The 18,680-nt window shown below is 64.9% G+C and carries 15 protein-coding genes; 8 read left to right on the top strand and 7 right to left on the bottom strand.

Annotated features, from left to right (window positions below; translation table 11 throughout):
- Positions 1 to 132 precede the first annotated feature (132 nt).
- Positions 133 to 1,578, top strand: coding sequence for a methyl-accepting chemotaxis protein (locus CR105_RS29365; protein WP_099788796.1), 1,446 nt, complete (start codon positions 133 to 135; stop codon positions 1,576 to 1,578).
- Between the two features lie 316 nt (positions 1,579 to 1,894).
- Here the strand turns inward: CR105_RS29365 and cspE are convergent, their stop codons facing one another.
- Positions 1,895 to 2,098: a transcription antiterminator/RNA stability regulator CspE gene (cspE, locus tag CR105_RS12565; protein ID WP_010395943.1), complete on the bottom strand. Its 204-nt coding sequence runs from the start codon at positions 2,096 to 2,098 to the stop codon at positions 1,895 to 1,897.
- Between the two features lie 326 nt (positions 2,099 to 2,424).
- Between cspE and clpS the strand changes: the two genes are divergently transcribed.
- Both clpS and clpA read left to right on the top strand, forming a co-directional pair.
- A complete protein-coding gene (gene clpS / locus CR105_RS12560) occupies positions 2,425 to 2,727 on the top strand; it encodes an ATP-dependent Clp protease adapter ClpS (protein WP_099788795.1) in 303 nt (100 codons plus the stop codon).
- The gene (gene clpA / locus CR105_RS12555; protein WP_099788794.1) at positions 2,724 to 5,024 is read left to right on the top strand and encodes an ATP-dependent Clp protease ATP-binding subunit ClpA; all 2,301 of its coding nucleotides are present in this window, start codon (positions 2,724 to 2,726) and stop codon (positions 5,022 to 5,024) included. The genes clpS and clpA overlap by 4 nt, the downstream gene beginning before the upstream one ends.
- Positions 5,025 to 5,189: 165 nt before the next feature.
- Here the strand turns inward: clpA and CR105_RS12550 are convergent, their stop codons facing one another.
- The 3 genes from CR105_RS12550 to CR105_RS12540 form a co-directional block, all read right to left on the bottom strand.
- A complete protein-coding gene (locus tag CR105_RS12550; protein WP_099788793.1) occupies positions 5,190 to 5,909 on the bottom strand; it encodes an anti-sigma factor in 720 nt (239 codons plus the stop codon).
- The gene (locus tag CR105_RS12545; RefSeq protein WP_099788792.1) at positions 5,906 to 6,472 is read right to left on the bottom strand and encodes a sigma-70 family RNA polymerase sigma factor; all 567 of its coding nucleotides are present in this window, start codon (positions 6,470 to 6,472) and stop codon (positions 5,906 to 5,908) included. Before CR105_RS12545 ends, CR105_RS12550 begins: the two co-directional genes overlap by 4 nt.
- A gap of 88 nt (positions 6,473 to 6,560) precedes the next feature.
- Entirely contained in the window at positions 6,561 to 7,106 is a 546-nt protein-coding gene (locus CR105_RS12540) for a DUF3455 domain-containing protein (RefSeq protein WP_099788791.1), read from the bottom strand.
- Between the two features lie 238 nt (positions 7,107 to 7,344).
- Here CR105_RS12540 and CR105_RS12535 point away from each other — a divergent pair, with 238 nt between their 5' ends.
- Positions 7,345 to 8,088, top strand: a complete 744-nt coding sequence (locus tag CR105_RS12535; protein ID WP_099788790.1) for a hypothetical protein — start codon at positions 7,345 to 7,347, stop codon at positions 8,086 to 8,088.
- Between the two features lie 48 nt (positions 8,089 to 8,136).
- Here the strand turns inward: CR105_RS12535 and CR105_RS12530 are convergent, their stop codons facing one another.
- The 3 genes from CR105_RS12530 to prpR form a co-directional block, all read right to left on the bottom strand.
- Positions 8,137 to 9,309, bottom strand: coding sequence for a trans-sulfuration enzyme family protein (locus CR105_RS12530; protein WP_370660682.1), 1,173 nt, complete (start codon positions 9,307 to 9,309; stop codon positions 8,137 to 8,139).
- Positions 9,306 to 10,682, bottom strand: a complete 1,377-nt coding sequence (locus CR105_RS12525) for a pyridoxal-phosphate dependent enzyme (RefSeq protein WP_099788789.1) — start codon at positions 10,680 to 10,682, stop codon at positions 9,306 to 9,308. The genes CR105_RS12530 and CR105_RS12525 overlap by 4 nt, the downstream gene beginning before the upstream one ends.
- 93 nt (positions 10,683 to 10,775) lie before the next feature.
- On the bottom strand, positions 10,776 to 12,386 hold the full coding sequence (gene prpR, locus CR105_RS12520) for a propionate catabolism operon regulatory protein PrpR (RefSeq protein ID WP_099788788.1): 1,611 nt from the start codon (positions 12,384 to 12,386) through the stop codon (positions 10,776 to 10,778).
- Positions 12,387 to 12,593: 207 nt separating this feature from the next.
- Between prpR and prpB the strand changes: the two genes are divergently transcribed.
- From prpB to prpF, 4 genes are read left to right on the top strand one after another with little or no spacing between them, the layout of a single operon-like run.
- Positions 12,594 to 13,478, top strand: a complete 885-nt coding sequence (gene prpB, locus CR105_RS12515; RefSeq protein WP_099788787.1) for a methylisocitrate lyase — start codon at positions 12,594 to 12,596, stop codon at positions 13,476 to 13,478.
- Positions 13,479 to 13,503: 25 nt separating this feature from the next.
- Positions 13,504 to 14,673 carry a bifunctional 2-methylcitrate synthase/citrate synthase gene (prpC, locus tag CR105_RS12510; protein WP_099788786.1) on the top strand — a complete coding sequence of 390 codons (1,170 nt, stop codon included), beginning with the start codon at positions 13,504 to 13,506 and terminating at the stop codon, positions 14,671 to 14,673.
- 10 nt (positions 14,674 to 14,683) lie between these two features.
- The gene (acnD, locus tag CR105_RS12505; RefSeq protein WP_099788785.1) at positions 14,684 to 17,278 is read left to right on the top strand and encodes a Fe/S-dependent 2-methylisocitrate dehydratase AcnD; all 2,595 of its coding nucleotides are present in this window, start codon (positions 14,684 to 14,686) and stop codon (positions 17,276 to 17,278) included.
- Positions 17,279 to 17,280: 2 nt separating this feature from the next.
- Complete coding sequence (gene prpF / locus CR105_RS12500; protein ID WP_099788784.1) at positions 17,281 to 18,471, top strand: 2-methylaconitate cis-trans isomerase PrpF; 1,191 nt, start codon at positions 17,281 to 17,283, stop codon at positions 18,469 to 18,471.
- Positions 18,472 to 18,680: the final 209 nt, after the last annotated feature.

Below are 18,680 nucleotides of genomic sequence, written 5' to 3'. Positions count from 1 at the left end.
TTGACGTTTTGTAGTGCTCACGACAACTGACAGCCTGCTTGTTGTAGCGCCGCTGCAAGGACAACCGGATTCAATTGAATATTTACGGAACACCCTTATAATTGCCTTCCGTAAATATATTTACACGAGACAATGAAACCTACCTTGATGACGAAGCATTTCCGCCAGGCCGACCGTCTGATGCTGGTGATCCTGTGGGGCCTGTTCGTCATGGCCCTCGGTTTGTCGGCGATGCACGACACCTTGCGCTGGGCGCTGCTGGTCGGTTTGCCGGCGGCGCTCTTGCCGACCGCAATGATCGTCTACAACGGCGGCACCCGCCTGACTGCCTCGACGGTGGCGGTAGCGCTGATGGTCTTTAGCGGCTTGCACATCCACCAGGGCGGCGGCGTCAACGAGCTGCACTTCGGCATTTTTGTGCTGCTCGCATTCCTGCTGTGCTACCGCGACTGGGTTGTCATTGTTGTCGCCGCGGCCACAATTGCCGTGCATCACCTCTCGTTTAACTATCTGCAGGAACTCGGCTATGGCGTGCGCTGCATGACCGAACCTGGCTTCGCGCGCGTGTTGGTGCATGCCGCGTATGTCGTCGTCGAGTCGGCGGTGCTGTGCTTTCTGGCCGTGATGTCGCGCCGCGAAGCGGTGCAGGCCGGCGAACTGACGTTCGGCGTGGCCGGCTTGTCGCGCGGCGCCCCCGGCACCATCGACCTGCGCCAGCCGGCGCACGCCGCCACCAGCAAGACCGGCCAGGCGCTGCACGACATGATTGGTACCTTGCATGGCGCGCTCGAGCAGGTGCAGGCCGGCGTCGGCGCGATTGCCGGCGCCTCGCGCGAAATTGCGTCCGGCAACATCGACCTGTCGCAACGCACCGAGCACCAGGCCGGCGCGATGCAAGGCACGGTCGCGTCGATGGAAGCGCTGACCGAGCGGGTCCGCCAGAACGGCGACAATGCGCGCCTGGCCAACCAACTGGCCATCTCCGCGTCCGGCGTCGCCGTCAGCGGTGGCGAAGTGGTGGAGCGGGTCGTCGAGACGATGGCGTCGATTAACGAGTCGTCGAAGAAAATTGTCGACATCATTTCGGTGATCGACGGCATTGCCTTCCAGACCAACATCCTCGCGCTGAACGCCGCCGTCGAGGCAGCGCGCGCCGGCGAGCAGGGTCGCGGCTTTGCCGTCGTCGCATCCGAAGTACGCAACCTGGCGCAGCGCTCGGCCGCCGCGGCGAAGGAAATCAAGACGCTGATCGGCGATTCGGTCGGCCGCGTCGAAACCGGCACGGCGCTGGTGAGCACGGCGGGCACGACGATGGGCGAGATCGTCGCCAGCGTCGAGCGCGTCACCGGCATCATCGGCCAGATCAGCGCCGCCAGCCAGGAGCAGGAGGGCGACATCGGCCGCATCAACCTGGCCCTGAGCGACGTCGATGCGGTCACCCGGCAAAACGCGACCTTGGTGGAGCAGGCCGCGACGGCTTCCCAATCGCTGCAGGAGCAGGCCGACAGCCTCGCCGCCGTCGTCGCCACGTTCACGCTCGATGCGGCTGGCCGCCCGCGCGCGCGGATCGGCGCCTGACAACGCGTCTGACCATGTGGCAAAAGTGGCTGCTAGCACTTTTGCCCGTCTTGCTCTCCTAGTAATAGTAACTGTCTCCGTTTTGCGCCGCTTCGGCCTGCGCGGGCGCGAAATGGCGCTACGGCCGGGTCCGCACACCACACCTGCAGCGGCGTCGTCGTCGGTATTGATCTGCGCCAGGGATACTCCGGAACCGGACGGCAAGCGATCGTCAACCCAAGCGTGCGCAGCCCGTTTTCCGAAAACGGTACAGTGCGAACAATCGCGCGGGCGAAAAAAAACCCCGCCGTAGCGGGGTTTTTTACATCGGGTGTTTTTAAGCAGCCTGGATGTTGGAAGCTTGCTTGCCTTTAGGGCCTTGCGTGACTTCGAATTGAACTTTTTGACCTTCTTTGAGGGTCTTGAAACCGTTCATGTTGATTGCGGAGAAGTGCGCGAACAGATCTTCGCCGCCGTCATCTGGAGTGATGAAGCCAAAACCTTTGGAATCATTGAACCACTTAACTGTACCTGTTGCCATAAAAAGAACTTTCAAAAAAAACTAATCACACGAGCCATAAAAGCAAGAAGCTTCTTGCCCCCTCCTTAGCCTACTTACTTCTTATCTACCAACAAGTACAATAAGTACAAGTCGATAACTGCATTGTTGGAGAAATAACTATTGAAGTCAAGCGCTTTTGAACAGGGGTTGCTTTTTTTGCTAGATGGGTCTTAAACGCAACTCTTGATTTTCCGAATCGGGTCGCCATCTGCGGACTAGTCGGAAAGCGCGTAAGATGGAAAACAAATGTAAATGCCCTGATCTTTACGCATTGCATCACCTTCGAAAGCATTAGAATAAAGCGTATGGCGACCAAGCAAGATACCGAACAACTGCTGGAGCGGCAGACCGTCAAACCACCGCCGCTGTACCAGGTGGCACTGCTGAACGACGACTACACGCCGATGGAGTTTGTAGTGGCCATTATCCAGGAGTACTTCAACAAGGATCGGGAGACGGCGACGCAGATCATGCTGGCCGTTCACCGCCATGGTAAAGGGGTGTGCGGAGTGTTTTCCAAAGATATAGCGTGTACCAAAGTGGAGTTTGTTTTAACGCATGCGCGCAAGGCAGGGCATCCCCTGCAGTGCGTGATGGAGGAAGTATGATTGCGCAGGAACTGGAAGTCTCTTTACACATGGCCTTTGTCGAAGCACGGCAAGCACGGCATGAATTCATTACCGTTGAGCATTTGCTGTTGGCGCTTCTGGACAACCCATCGGCCGCTGAAGTCCTGCGCGCCTGTGCGGTCAACATTGACGACCTGCGGAAAACCTTGACGAACTTTATCGGCGATAACACGCCGACGGTGCCGGGCACGGGCGAAGTCGATACCCAGCCGACGCTCGGGTTCCAGCGCGTGATTCAGCGTGCGATCATGCATGTCCAATCGGCGTCGAACGGCAAAAAAGAAGTGACCGGCGCCAATGTGCTGGTGGCTATCTTTGGCGAGAAAGACTCGCATGCTGTGTACTACCTGCACCAGCAGGGCGTGACCCGCCTCGACGTGGTCAATTTCATCTCGCACGGCGTGCGCAAGGATCAGCAGGCTGATGCCCAGAAGACCTCCGAAGGCGTGGAAGAAGCGCAAGTCGAAGGTCAGCCGAAGGAAAGCCCGCTCGACCAGTTCACCCAGAATCTGAACAAGGCCGCCGCCGAAGGCAAGATCGATCCGCTGATCGGCCGCGAGGACGAAGTCGACCGCGTCATCCAGATCCTGTGCCGACGCCGCAAGAACAATCCGTTGCTCGTTGGCGAAGCCGGCGTCGGCAAGACCGCGATCGCCGAAGGCCTCGCATGGCGCATCACGCAGGAAGAAGTGCCAGAAATCCTGCAGAACGCCATCGTCTATTCGCTCGACATGGGCGCGCTGCTGGCCGGCACCAAGTACCGCGGCGACTTCGAGCAGCGCCTCAAGGCGGTGCTCAAGCAGCTCAAGGAAACGCCGCACGGCATCCTGTTCATCGACGAGATCCACACCATCATCGGTGCCGGCTCGGCCTCGGGCGGCACGCTCGATGCGTCGAACCTGCTCAAGCCCGCGCTCGCCAATGGCCAGCTCAAGTGCATCGGCGCGACCACCTACACCGAGTTCCGCGGCGTGTTCGAGAAAGACCACGCGTTGTCGCGGCGCTTCCAGAAGGTCGACGTCAACGAGCCGAGCGTCGAGCAGACCATCCAGATTTTGCGTGGCCTGAAGTCGCGCTTCGAAGAGCACCACGGCGTCAAGTATTCGTCGTCGGCGCTGTCGACCGCGGCCGAACTGGCGGCGCGCTTCATCAACGACCGTCATCTGCCCGACAAGGCGATCGACGTCATCGATGAAGCCGGTGCTGCCCAGCGCATCTTGCCGAAGTCGAAGCAGAAAAAGACCATCGGCAAGGCCGAGATCGAGGACATCATTGCCAAGATCGCGCGCATCCCGCCGCAAACGGTCAACCAGGACGACCGCAGCAAGCTGCAGACGATCGACCGCGATCTTCGCAACGTCGTGTTCGGGCAGGAGCCTGCCATCGATGCGCTGTCGTCGGCCATCAAGATGGCGCGCGCCGGCCTTGGCAAGACGGACAAGCCGATCGGCTCGTTCCTGTTCTCCGGTCCGACCGGTGTCGGCAAGACCGAGGTGGCGAAGCAACTGGCGTTCATCCTCGGCATCGAGCTGATCCGCTTCGACATGTCCGAGTACATGGAGCGCCACGCGGTGAGCCGGCTGATCGGCGCGCCGCCGGGTTACGTTGGTTTCGACCAGGGCGGGCTGCTGACCGAGGCGATCACCAAGAAGCCGCACGCGGTACTGCTGCTCGACGAGATTGAAAAGGCCCACCCGGACATTTTCAACATCCTGCTGCAGGTGATGGACCATGGCACCTTGACCGACAACAACGGCCGCAAGGCGGACTTCCGCAACGTGATCATCATCATGACCACCAATGCGGGCGCCGAAAGCCTGACCAAGCGCTCGATGGGCTTCACCGAGTCGAAGGCGCCTGGCGACGAGATGGCCGATATCAAGCGCATGTTTACGCCTGAGTTCCGCAACCGGATCGACGCGATCATCAGCTTCCGTGCGCTGGACGAGGAAATCATCCTGCGCGTGGTCGACAAGTTCCTGATGCAACTCGAAGAGCAGCTGCACGAGAAGAAGGTCGAGGCCATCTTCACCGAGAAGCTGCGCAAGTTCCTGTCGCAAAAGGGCTTCGATCCGCAGATGGGCGCGCGCCCGATGGCGCGCCTGATCCAGGACATGATCCGCAAGGCGCTGGCCGACGAGCTGCTGTTCGGCCGCCTGGTCAACGGCGGGCGCATCACGGTCGACCTCGACGACAAGGACACTGTCGTGCTCGAGTTCCCCGAGTCCGATGCGACGCCGCCGACCGCGCCGCCAGAGACCGTCGAAATCGAGTAAGCACGACTGCACAACAAAAAACCCGCCGGACGCAAGTCCCGCGGGTTTTTTTCAATCCGAATCAATCGCGTTGCAGTGCCCGTCGCCGCTAATTCAACCTCGTCCTCGCGAACGCGGCGACCCCTTTACGCCGAACAGCCAAGGCAAGCGTCTCCTCGTTTAAACCTACATCACCTTGACAGCGCGTCCAATGAACAGCACCGGACCTGTCGGCCGGCTCAGCGGCGAGCCGTTGACCGGCTCGAGCGTCACCTCGAACAGCTGGTCCGGCTGCACATTCGGCAAGGCGTCGAGCGGAATCGTGATCGTCTGGCCTGGCTTGACCAGGCCCAGCGACACCGGTCCGCGCCAGCCGTTCGCCTTGGTCCAGAACTGCAGCGATTTATCGCTCGGCACCGCCGCCGTGGTCAGCGGCGTCAGCGTCACCTGGCGCGACGCGCTCGCCTGCACCACGTAGCCCGGCGTCTTGTCCTGCGGTCCGGCCAGCACCACCATGTACTGTGGCGCGGCAGGCGCGGCCAGGCGCGTGGCCAGCGTCGCCGTCAGCAGCGCCGTGGCGATCAGCGATCCGGCTGTCAGCGCGCGCCACAATCCGAGGCTGTTCCACATCAGCTTGTTCTGCAGCGAAGCCGGCGCCGGTGCCGCTTCAGCGCTGGCGCTGCGCGCGATGCGCCGCCACAGCCGGCTTGACGGCACGACCGGCTCGACCAGCGCCGTCAACGGCAGCAGGTCCGCTTCCCACTGCTGCACGGCCAGCCGCAATGCCGGCTCGTCGCGCACGCGCCGCTCGATATCGCGCCGCTGTTCGCCCGACAAGGTGCCCAGCACGTACTCGGCCGCCTGGGCGCTCGATTCTTCAGAAAGGGGAGGAAGGGAACGACTCATGACAGGCACACTTTCAACGATGCCAGGCTGCGCTTGATCCACGACTTGACGGTACCCATGGGCGCATCGACGCGCTCGGCAATTTCACTGTGCGACAGGCCTTCCACATACGCGTGCAGCAGGCAGTTGCGCCGCACCGGATCGAGCTGTTCGAGGCAGTCGCCGATCTGTCCGGCACTGGCGCGAAACGCAAACGCATCGGTGACATCGGCCCAGCGCTCCATCGATGCCTTCGCATCGATCGCGGCGGCCGCGTCGTCGTCGACCATCACCTCGCGGCCATGATCGCGCACCGCGTTCAGCGCCAGGTGGCGGGTGATCGAATACATCCAGCCGCGCGCCGCGCCGCGCAGCGGATCGTAGCTGCCGGCGCCGGTCCACACCTTGATGAACGCATCGTGCACGATGTCCTCCGCCAGTGCGCTGTCGCGCACGATGCGCTGGGCGACGCCGAGCAGGCGCGCGCTTTCCTGGTCGTACAGGCGGCGCAAGGCCGCCTGCTCGCCCGCGGCGCACGCGTTGAGCGCAGCTTCGTAATCAAATTCTTCGGTGCGGTCTGGCAAAGGTAAGCCTGTTGGTAAGCCTGGTAACTGGCAAGGTCGATAGGAGAAATTCTTTGCTGAATCCTAACACACGACCATTGCCGTTTGCTTAGCTCGCTTTCCAGAAGATGTAGTCGCCCTGGTACATGACGACGCTGCGCTGGCCCTTCGATTCCGGCGTGCAGCCGGTCGCCGGTGCCGCGCCGCCTTTGAGCGCCACGCGCTGGATGTACGTGGTGCCCATCATCGCGCCGCTGCCCATGGCCGGGTTCGCCTTCACCAGCTGGAACGGGATGTTGCCCGGTCCGGAAGGCGCGACGGCGACCTGGGTGCCGCTCACGGTCGAGCCATCCTTGGAAGCCCAGGTGGCCGGCGGGCCGTAGTAGGTGCCGACCGCGTTGCCGTCGCGATCCATCAGCGACGCTTTCGGGCCGACGAAGGCCCACTCGACCTGGCCCGGCATGCCGGCCTTGTCCTTGCATTCGTACGTCAGTTCGCCTTTGGCGACCGTTTCCATGGCGACGATGTTGCCGGCCGGGACCTTGACCGACTCGGGCAGCGCATCCTGCGAATACATGCTCTTTGGGGCCATGGTGGTGCAGGCGCCGAGCAGGCTGACAGCGGCGGCGAGGGCAAGCAGGGAAGGTCGTTGCATGGTGTTCTCCTATGGGATAAGTGGGATGTGCAGCGCGTCGTTGTCGACGCTGCTGCTAGTACTACCCGTGGAGACGGCGTTTGGATGCACTACGACTAAAATATATTTTTTGGCGCCGTCAAGGCCGGTGCACAAACGTCGTCGCTGTGCGCATCCATTTGTTTGATCTAAGTCAACCTGCCAAATAGTGGCAAGAGAATAATCATATTGTTGAGTTCATCGAAAACCGGAGACGCCCATGTCGCTAGAAATGATTCGCCCGCGCATTACCGAGACGGTGCGCGAGCTGCGCGGCGGCGTCCCCGCCACCATCGCGCTGGCCGGCCGCGCGCTGCGCGGGCCGGTCAACCAGGCCACCGCGCTGTGGCGTTTTACCGATTTCGAGCGCACCTTCGGCGCGCTGTGGGCCGACAGCCGGCTCGGTTTCGAGGTGCGCGACTTTTTTCACCAGGGCGGCGCCCAGGCCATCGTCGTGCGCCTGTACCATCCCAACGGCCCGCGCAACAGCCATGCCACGCTCGAGGCCAATGGCTTGCTGCTGCGTGCACTCACCCCTGGCAGCTGGGGCAACCTGCTGCGCGCCCGGATCGACCACAATATCGTGCCGCCCAATCCGGGCCGCTTCAACCTCACCGTGCGCGACTGCGGCACCGGCAAGCTGGAAATATTCCGCGACCTGTCGTGGCACCCTGGCGACCCGCGCCGCGCCGACGAAGTCATCGCGGCCATGTCGCACCTGGTCAGTGCTACCTTGCCGGCGGCGCCCCCGCGTGCCCACGCCAACCTGGCGCCGGCCGCCAGCCCGCCGCGCCTTGCGCTGTGGTCTGACAATGCGCCTGCCACCAGCAGCCGTGCCAACGTGCTGGCCAACGACGGCGGACCGCTCGAACAGGCTGACTTCACCGGCCCCATCGACTTCGACGGCGAAAAGGGCCGCTACATCCTGCGCGACCCCGATTTCTTCAGGCTGCTGCACAACTAGCAAACCGGCCGGCAGCCATCCCGGTCAGCGTTGATCCGGCCCTGAGCCTTACACCGCCTCCAGCGCGCGCCGCAAGTCCTCGCGCTGGTCCTCGATGTGCTCCACCCCCACCGACAGCCGGATCAGCGCATCGCTGATCCCCAGCTGCGCGCGCTGCTCGGCCGGGATGGTGGCATGCGTCATCAGCGCCGGATGCTCGATCAGGCTCTCCACGCCGCCCAGGCTTTCGGCCAGCGTGAACACTTCGCAGCGCTCGAGAAAGCGGCGCGCGCCCGCCAGGTCGCACGCCAGCTCGATCGAGATGATGCCGCCGAAGCCATTCATCTGCCGCTTCGCCAGCGCGTGCTGCGGATGCGATTCCAGCCCCGGGTAGAACACCCGCCTGACCTTTGGCTCCCGCTCGAGCCAGCGCGCCAGGGCCAAGGCGTTGTCGCAGTGTCGCTCCAGGCGCAGCGCCAGCGTCTTGATCCCGCGTAGCACCAGGAAGCTGTCGAACGGACCCTGGATGGCGCCGACCGAGTTTTGCAGGAAGGCCAGCTGCTCGGCCCACGCCTCCTGGTGCGGCTCGCCGCCCACCACCGCGATGCCGCCGATGACGTCCGAGTGCCCGTTCATGAACTTGGTCGTCGAATGCACCACGATGTCGATCCCCGCCTCCAGCGGGCGCTGCACGATCGGGCTGGCGAAGGTGTTGTCGCACACGGTGATGATGCCGCGCGCCCGGCACAGCGTGGCGATCGCCGCCAGGTCGGCCAGCTTGAGCATCGGGTTGGTCGGCGACTCGACCCACACCATCTTCGTCTCCGGCCGCAGCGCCGCCGCCAGCGCTTCGGGGGCCGACAGGTCGACGTAGCTGAACTGGTGGCCCGCGCTGCGCCGGCGCACCCGCTCGAACAGGCGGTAGGTGCCGCCGTACATGTCGTCGCCGGCGATGATGTGGGCGCCGGCGTCGAGCAGTTCGAGCACCGTCGAAATGGCGGCCAGGCCCGACGCGAACGCGAACGCGCGCGCGCCGCCTTCGAGGTCGGCCACGCAGCGCTCCAGCGCCCAGCGGGTCGGGTTGTGCGAGCGGCCGTAGTCGAGCCCCTTGTGCACGCCCGGGCTTTCCTGCACATACGTCGAGGTGGCGTAAATCGGCGGCATCACCGCGCCGGTGCTGGGGTCGGGCGCCTGGCCGGCATGGATGACGCGGGTGGCGAGGTGTTGGCGTTTGTCTGTCACGATAGTGTCCTGCGCAGGTGGTTGAGAAGGTCGAAACGCGTGATCAGGCCATGGAACTGCGTGTCGTCGGCGATGACCGCGGTCAGGCCGCGGTCGAGGATGTCGCGCAGCTGCTGCATGCCGGCCGACGGGCGCAGCGTCTGCAGCTGCGCCGTCATGGTGTCGGCCACCGGCGTGCCGAAGCCGCCGCGGTCGGCCGTCACGTGCAGCAGCAGGTCCGATTCGTCGATGATGCCGGCCAGCTTGCCGTTGTCGATCACCGGCAGCTGCCCCAGGTCGGCGCTGCGCATGCGGTTGAATGCGGTGAGCAGCGTGTCCGTCGGCGCCACCGTGACGACGTCGCCGCCGTCGTAGCGGCGCCCGATCAGGTCGCGCAGGTCGCCCAGCCGCGGGCGTGCCAGCAGGCCCTGGTCGAACATCCAGCCGTCGCTGTAGACCTTCGTCAGGTAGCGCGTGCCGGTGTCGCAGACGAACGTGGCCACCCGCTTTGGCGTTGTCTGCGCGCCGCAGTACTTCAGCGCCGCGGCCAGCAAGGTGCCCGATGACGAGCCGCCGAGGATGCCCTCCTCGCGCAGCAGCAATCGCGCCGTCTGGAAGCTTTCCTCGTCGCTGATGGTGTAGGCCGCGCGCACGCGCGACAGGTCGGCAATCGACGGGATGAAGTCTTCGCCGATGCCTTCGACTGCCCACGAACCGGATACTTCCGACAGCCGGCCCGTCTGCACGTACTCGGCCAGGATCGAGCCTTTCGGGTCGGCCAGCACGAATTCGAGCGCCGGCTGCACATCGGCGAAATAGCGCGTCAGGCCCGCCAGCGTGCCGCCCGAGCCGACGCCGACCACCACCGCATCGAGATCGTGTGCGCTCTGCCGCCACAGCTCCGGGCCGGTGGTGCTGTAGTGCGCCAGCGGATTGGCCGGATTATTGAACTGGTCGGCGAACCAGGCGCCCGGGATCTCGCGCGCCAGCCGCGCCGCGTAGTCCTGGTAGTACTCGGGATGGCCCTTGCCGACGTCGGAGCGGGTCAGGTGGATTTCGGCGCCGAGCGCCTTCAGGTGCAGTACCTTTTCGACCGCCATCTTGTCGGGCACCACCAGCACCACCCGGTAGCCCTTGATGCGCGCCACCAGCGCCAGGCCGATGCCGGTATTGCCGGCGGTCGCCTCGACCACCACGCCGCCAGGCTGCAGCCGGCCGTCCGCTTCAGCGGCGGCGATCATCGCCATGCCGATCCGGTCCTTGATCGATCCGCCGGGATTTTGCGATTCGAGCTTGAGGAACAGCTGGCACAAGCCCGTGTCGATCCTTTTTACTTCCATCAGCGGCGTGTTGCCGATCAGTGAAAACAACGCCGCTTGCGATGCGTTCTGCATGATATTGCCTCCGTCATCCTGTTTTTATGAACCTGGACTTCGAATTCTGCGCCTGCGGGGCGACCGGCTTTTGACCTGCCTCGCTATCGACGATTATGCGCCTGCCTTCAATTTTCTCCAAAGGGTAGTGCGGCTGATGCCCAGGTATTGCGCCGCCTCCTCGCGCTTGCCGCCGAAGCGCGCCAGCACCTGCGCCACCGTTTCGGCCGGCAGCAGGGCGGCCATCGGCGCCGGCTCGACGCCCGCCGTGCGCGCCAGTTCCGGCGCCACCGCCAGCACGAAGGTGGGCGTGAGCGCCTGCAGCGGCTCGGCCGCCAGGTACAGCGCCAGGCGCTGCGTCAGGTTGCGCAGTTCGCGCACGTTGCCGGGCCAATCGTAGCGCTCGAACAGCGCCGCGCACCCGCCGATTTCGGCGTGCAGGTTCGGATGCGGCCGCGCCCCCAGCGCCGCCAGCGCGTTCTTCAGCGACCACTCGGCCAGCGCCGCGATGTCGCCGCGCCGCTCGCGCAGCGGCGGCATGGCGATGCGCAGCACCGCCAGCCGGTAGTACAGGTCGGCGCGAAAGCGTCCCTCGCGCACGCGCGCCTCGAGGTCGCAGTGGGTCGCGCTGATGACGCGCACGTTGACCGCCACCGGCCGCGTGCCGCCGACCCGCACCACCTCGCGTTCCTCCAGCACCCGCAGCAGGCGCGTTTGCAGCGCCAGCGGCATTTCGCCAATCTCGTCGAGGAACAAGGTGCCGCGGTTGGCTGCCTCGAACAGGCCGGCGTGGCCGCCGCGCCGCGCGCCGGTAAACGCGCCTTCCTCGTGGCCGAACAGTTCCGACTCCAGCAGCGACTCGGCCACCGCGCCGCAATTGACCGCCACGAACGGCCGGTTCGTCCCCAGGCTGCGCGGACTCTCGCGGTGGATCGCCTGCGCCGCCAGCTCCTTGCCGGTGCCGGTCTCGCCTTCGATCAGCACCGTCGCCGGCGAGCGCGCGTACAGCACCACCTGCTGGCGCAGCTTTTCCATCGGCGCCGAATCGCCGCGCAGGTCGTTCAGGCCGTGGCGCGCGCGCAGCGTGTCGGCCACCGCCACCGTGCGGCGCCCGCGGTTCGATTCGAGCTGGGTCAGGCGCGCCATCTCGAGCGCATCGTCGAACGCCTGGCGGATCGACGCCGCCGAGTACACGAACACGCCGGACAGGCCCGCTTCCTCGGCCAGGTCGGTGATCAGGCCGGCGCCGACGATCGCCTCGATCCCTTCGGCCTTCAGTTCGTTGATGCGCGCGCGCGCGTCTTCTTCCGTCACGTAAGTGCGCTGCGCGATGCCGGCGCCGAAGGTGGCCGAAAACTCGGCCAGTTCCGGCAGCGGCGACTGGTAGGTGATCACGCCGATGCGCGGCGAGATGCGGCGCGCGCGCGCCAGCGCCTGCATCATGTCGAAGCCGCTCGCCTTGGCGATGACGACCGGCGCCGACACGCGACCCTTCAAATAGGCAGCGTTCGAGCCGGCCGCGATGACGACGTCGCAGCGCTCGGTGGCCATGCGCTCGCGGATGTGGCGCGCGGCCTCGTCGAAGCCGAGGTGGATCGGCTCGATGGTGGCCAGGTGATCGTACTCGAGCGTGATGTCGCGCAGCAGGTCGGACAGGCGCGACACCGATACGGTCCAGATGACCGGTCGGTCCATGTCTTCGGTCGTGGCGGGAGAGTAGGGCATCCCCTGATTGTACTCCTTCGCCGTTCCAGTGTTTCAAGTTGAAACGTGAAATGAAACAAAATCGCACGCATGCCATTCTATTCATTCGCCGCGACCCCATGATTTCACAGGCTTTCCCGGTGCAGGCGGGCTCCCGGACAACTGCTGGCACGGTCATTGCAATGTAAAGCACATGCAGTTCGATGAAACACTACAGGAGAGAACACCATGAGAGAAACCCGGGGCGCGATGTTTCGCCGAGCAGTAGTCGAAGAATCGCCGTTGCAGGTCGTCGGCGCGATCACCGCCTACACGGCGCGCATGGCCGAGCAGAGCGGCTACAAGGCGGTCTACCTGTCCGGTGGCGGCGTCGCCGCCAACTCGCTCGGCATGCCGGACCTGGGCATCAGCACCATGGACGACGTCATCACCGACGCCCAGCGCATCACCGACGCCTGCGGCCTGCCGTTGATGGTCGACATCGACACCGGCTGGGGCGGCGCCTTCAACATCGCCCGCACCATCCGCCACATGATCCGCGCCGACGTCGCCGCCGTCCACATGGAAGACCAGGTCTCGGCCAAGCGCTGCGGCCACCGTCCGGGCAAGGAAATCGTCAGCAAGGAAGAGATGGTCGACCGCATCAGGGCCGCCGTCGACGCCCGCCACGACGAGAGCTTCGTCATCATGGCGCGCACCGACGCGCTGGCGGTCGAAGGCCTGAACGCGGCAATCGACCGCGCCTGCGCCTACGTCGAAGCCGGCGCCGACATGATCTTCCCGGAAGCGATCACCAAGCTCGAAATGTACAGCCAGGTGCGCGACGCGGTCGGCGTGCCGATCCTCGCCAACCTCACCGAATTCGGCGCTACGCCGCTATTTACGCTCGACGAACTGCGCGAGCACAAGGTCGACATCGCGCTGTACTGCTGCGGCGCCTACCGCGCCATGAACGCCGCCGCGCTCAACTTCTACAAGACGCTGCGCGCCGAAGGCACCCAGAAAAACGTCGTCGCGACGATGCAGTCGCGCATGGAATTGTACGACTACCTCGGCTACCACGACTACGAGAAAAAGCTCGACTCGCTGTTCGCCCAGGGTAAAGAAAAATAATCAAACCACATCGGAGATAGATAACATGACTGACAAAGCAAGCGCACCAAACGAAGCCGTCGCCTTCAAGCCAAAAAAATCCGTCGCCCTGTCCGGCGTCGCTGCCGGTAACACGGCCCTGTGCTCGGTCGGCAAGACCGGCAACGACCTGCACTACCGCGGCTACGACATCCTCGACATCGCCGACACCAGCGAATTCGAGGAAATCGCCTACCTGCTGGTGCACGGCAAGCTGCCGAATGCGGCCGAACTGAAAGCCTACAAGACGAACCTCAAGTCGATGCGCGGCCTGCCGCAGGTCGTCAAGCTGGCGCTCGAAGCACTGCCGGCGGCGGCCCACCCGATGGACGTGATGCGCACCGGCGTCTCCGCGCTCGGTTGCGCGCTGCCGGAAAAGGACGACCACAACGTGCCGGGCGCGCGCGAAATCGCCGACCGTCTGATGGCATCGTTCGGCTCGATGCTGCTGTACTGGTACCACTTCAGCCACAACGGCCGCCGCATCGACGTCGAGACCGACGACGACTCGATCGGCGGCCACTTCCTGCACCTGCTGCACGGCGAAAAACCATCCGACGCCTGGGTCAAGGCGATGCACACGTCGCTGATCCTGTACGCCGAACACGAGTTCAACGCATCCACCTTCACCGCACGCGTCATCGCCGGCACCGGCTCCGACATCCACTCGGCCATCACCGGCGCCATCGGCGCGCTGCGCGGACCGAAGCACGGCGGCGCCAACGAAGCGGCGCTCGAAATCCAGGAACGCTACGAGAACCCGGACGAAGCCGAAGCCGACATCCGCCGCCGCGTCGAGAACAAGGAAGTCGTGATCGGCTTCGGCCATCCGGTCTACACCATCTCGGACCCTCGCAACGTCGTCATCAAGGAACTGGCCCGCAACCTGTCGCAGCAAGCCGGCTCGACCAAGATGTTCGACATCGCCGAGCGCCTTGAAACGGTCATGTGGGACGTGAAGAAGATGTTCCCGAACCTCGACTGGTTCTCCGCTGTCTCATACCATGTGATGGGCGTGCCGACGTCGATGTTTACGCCGCTGTTTGTCATCTCGCGCACTTCCGGCTGGGCTGCCCACGTCATCGAGCAGCGCATCGACAACAAGATCATTCGCCCGAGCGCGAACTACGTCGGTCCCGAGGACCTCAAGTTCGTACCGATCGCGGACCGCAAGTAAGGATATCACCATGAATATCGACTACCGCAAACCGCTGCCGGGCACCGCGCTCGACTACTTCGACACCCGCGCCGCCATCGACGCGATCGAAGAAGGCGCCTACGACAAGCTGCCGTACACTTCGCGCGTACTGGCCGAAAACCTGGTGCGCCGCTGCGACCCGGCCACCCTGACCGCGTCGCTGCGCCAGTTCATCGAGCGCCGCCAGGACCTCGACTTCCCGTGGTTCCCGGCGCGCGTCGTCTGCCACGACATCCTCGGCCAGACCGCGCTGGTCGACCTGGCCGGTTTGCGCGACGCGATTGCCGCCCAGGGCGGCGACCCGGCCATGGTCAACCCGGTGGTGCCGACCCAGCTCGTCGTCGACCATTCGCTGGCCGTCGAAAGCGCCGGCTTCGACCCGGACGCCTTCGACAAGAACCGCGCCATCGAGGACCGCCGCAACGAAGACCGCTTCCACTTCATCGAGTGGACCAAGAAGGCCTTCAAGAACGTCGACGTGATCCCGCCCGGTAACGGCATCCTGCACCAGATCAACCTCGAGCGCATGTCGCCGGTCATCCAGGTGCAGAACGGCGTCGCTTTCCCGGATACCCTGGTCGGCACCGACTCGCACACGCCGATGGTCGACGCGCTCGGCGTCATCGCCATCGGCGTCGGCGGCCTGGAGGCCGAAAGCGTCATGCTGGGCCGCGCATCGTGGATGCGCCTGCCCGACATCATCGGCGTCGAACTGTCCGGTAAGCCGCAGCCGGGCATTACCGCCACCGACATCGTGCTGGCGCTGACCGAATTCCTGCGCAACGCCAAGGTCGTCTCGTCCTACCTCGAGTTCTATGGCGAGGGCGCCTCCCACCTGACCCTGGGCGACCGCGCCACCATCTCCAACATGGCGCCCGAATACGGCTCCACCGCGGCGATGTTCTACATCGACGAGCAGACCATCAAGTACCTCAAGCTCACCGGTCGCGACGACGAACAGGTCGCGCTGGTCGAGACCTACGCCCGCCACACCGGCCTGTGGGCCGGCAGCCTGGCAAACGCCTACTACGAGCGCGTGCTCCGGTTCGACCTGTCGTCGGTGGTGCGCACCATCGCCGGCCCGTCCAATCCGCACACGCGCGTGCCGACCTCCGACCTGGCCGCGCGCGGCATCAGCGGCGTCGTCGAAAACGAGCCTGGCCTGATGCCCGACGGCGCCGTCATCATCGCCGCCATCACCAGCTGCACCAACACCAACAACCCGCGCAACATGATCGCCGCGGGCCTGTTGGCGCGCAACGCCAACCGCCTCGGCCTGACCCGCAAGCCTTGGGTCAAGAGTTCGCTCGCGCCAGGTTCCAAGACCGTCGCGCTGTATCTTGAAGAAGCCAAGCTGCTGCCTGAACTCGAAAAACTCGGTTTCGGCGTCGTCGCCTTTGCCTGCACCACCTGCAACGGCATGAGCGGCGCGCTCGACCCGGTCATCCAGCAGGAAGTCGTGTCGCGCGACCTGTACGCCACCGCCGTCCTGTCGGGCAACCGCAACTTCGACGGCCGCATCCACCCGTACGCCAAGCAGGCTTTCCTCGCCTCGCCGCCGCTGGTTGTCGCCTACGCCATTGCCGGCACCATCCGCTTCGACATCGAAAAAGACGTGCTGGGCTACGCCGACGGCAAGCCGATCAGGCTGGCCGACATCTGGCCGCTCGACGAGGAGATCGACGCCATCGTCGCATCCAGCGTCAAGCCCGAGCAGTTCCGCCAGGTCTACACGCCGATGTTCGCGCTGCAGGCCGACAAGGGCGACAAGGTCAGCCCGCTGTACGACTGGCGCGCGCCGAGCACCTACATCCGCCGCCCGCCGTACTGGGAAGGCGCGCTGGCCGGCGCCCGTTCGCTGGCCGGCATGCGCCCGCTCGCTGTCCTCGGCGACAACATCACCACCGACCACCTGTCGCCGTCGAACGCCATCATGATGGACAGCGCCGCCGGCGAGTACCTGCATAAAATGGGCCTGCCGGAAGTCGACTTCAATTCCTACGCCACCCACCGCGGCGACCACCTCACCGCGCAGCGCGCCACCTTCGCCAACCCGACCCTGAAAAACGAGATGGTCAAGGTCGACGGCAAGGTCAGGCCCGGCTCGCTGGCCCGTATCGAACCGGAAGGGCAGGTCACCCGCATGTGGGAAGCGATCGAAACCTACATGGAGCGCAAGCAGCCCTTGATCATCATCGCCGGCGCCGACTACGGCCAGGGTTCTTCGCGCGACTGGGCCGCCAAGGGCGTGCGCCTGGCCGGCGTCGAGGCAATCGCCGCCGAAGGCTTCGAGCGCATCCACCGCACCAACCTGGTCGGCATGGGCGTGCTGCCGCTCGAATTCAAGCTCGGCGTCAACCGCATCACGCTCGGCATCGACGGCACCGAAACCTTCGACGTCATCGGCGCGCGCACGCCGCGCGCCACCTTGACCCTGGTGATCAACCGCGCCAACGGCGAGCGCGCGGAAGTACCCGTCACCTGCCGCCTCGACACGGCCGAAGAAGTGTCCATCTACGAAGCCGGCGGCGTGCTGCAGCGCTTCGCCCAGGACTTCCTCGAATCGACAGCAAAGGCGGCCTGACCATGTCCCACCTACCTCAGGTGAAAATCGCCGCCACCTACATGCGCGGCGGGACCAGCAAGGGCGTCTTCTTCCGCCTGCAGGATTTGCCGCAGACCGCGCAGATGCCGGGCCCCGCCCGCGACGCGCTGCTGCTGCGCGTGATCGGCAGCCCCGACCCGTACGGCAAGCAGATCGACGGCATGGGCGGCGCCACGTCGAGCACCAGCAAGGCCGTCATCCTGTCGCGCAGTAATCGTGAAGGCCACGACGTCGACTACCTGTTCGGCCAGGTCGCCATCGACAAGGCGTTCGTCGACTGGAGCGGCAATTGCGGCAACCTGTCGTCCGCGGTCGGCTCGTTCGCCATCAGCGCCGGCATGGTCGACCCGGAACGCATCCCGCAAGACGGCGTGGCCACCGTGCGCATCTGGCAGGCCAACATCGGCAAGTCGATCATCGCGCACGTGCCGGTCAGCGGCGGCGCGGTGCAGGAAACGGGCGAATTCATGCTCGACGGCGTCACCTTCCCGGCGGCCGAAGTGCAGCTCGAATTCATCGATCCGGCAGCCGAGGAGGAGGGCGCCGGCGGCGCCATGTTCCCGACCGGGAACCTGGTCGACGACCTCGAGGTGCCCGGCGTCGGCACGCTCAAGGCGACCATGATCAATGCCGGCATCCCGACCATCTTCATCAACGCGCGCGACATCGGCTACACCGGCACCGAGCTGCAGGAAGCGATCAACGGCGACGCCAAGGCGCTGGCCATGTTCGAGGCCATCCGCGCCCACGGCGCCGTGCGCATGGGCCTGATCCAGCACGTCGCCGAAGCGGCCAAGCGCCAGCACACGCCGAAGGTGGCGTTCGTGGCCGGCCCGTCCGATTACGTCTCGTCGAGCGGCAAGCAGGTCGGCGCCGCCGACATCGACCTGCAGGTGCGCGCCCTGTCGATGGGCAAGCTGCACCACGCGATGATGGGCACCGCGGCAGTGGCCATCGGCACCGCGGCGGCCATTCCCGGCACACTGGTGAACCTGGCCGCCGGCGGCGGCGCGCGCAGCGCGGTGCGCTTCGGCCATCCGTCCGGCACCTTGCGCGTCGGCGCCGAAGCGAGCCTGGTCGACGGCCAGTGGAACGTCGGCAAGGCCATCATGAGCCGCAGCGCGCGCGTGCTGATGGAAGGCTGGGTGCGCGTCCCCGGCGACGCATTTTAAGTGAACCAAATGGCGTTTTTCATGGTCTGACTCTGTAGGAGTCAGACTCGCGCCGACCCTTTGCATTCCCCTCCTGGCCGACATCGTCGACCGCATTCCCGCCCTGGCCCTGCACTGCGGCCAAATACAGCGCCAAGGCCGGTCCTCCGAACGGTGTATATGTTTCCCAATTGCCGCTCTTTGTGGTTTATGATCCTTTAACAGCGGCC

Source organism: Massilia eurypsychrophila (genome assembly GCF_002760655.1).
Taxonomy (GTDB): Bacteria; Pseudomonadota; Gammaproteobacteria; order Burkholderiales; family Burkholderiaceae_D; genus JAFCUW01.
This window is presented reverse-complemented; position numbering and strand designations above follow the sequence as displayed.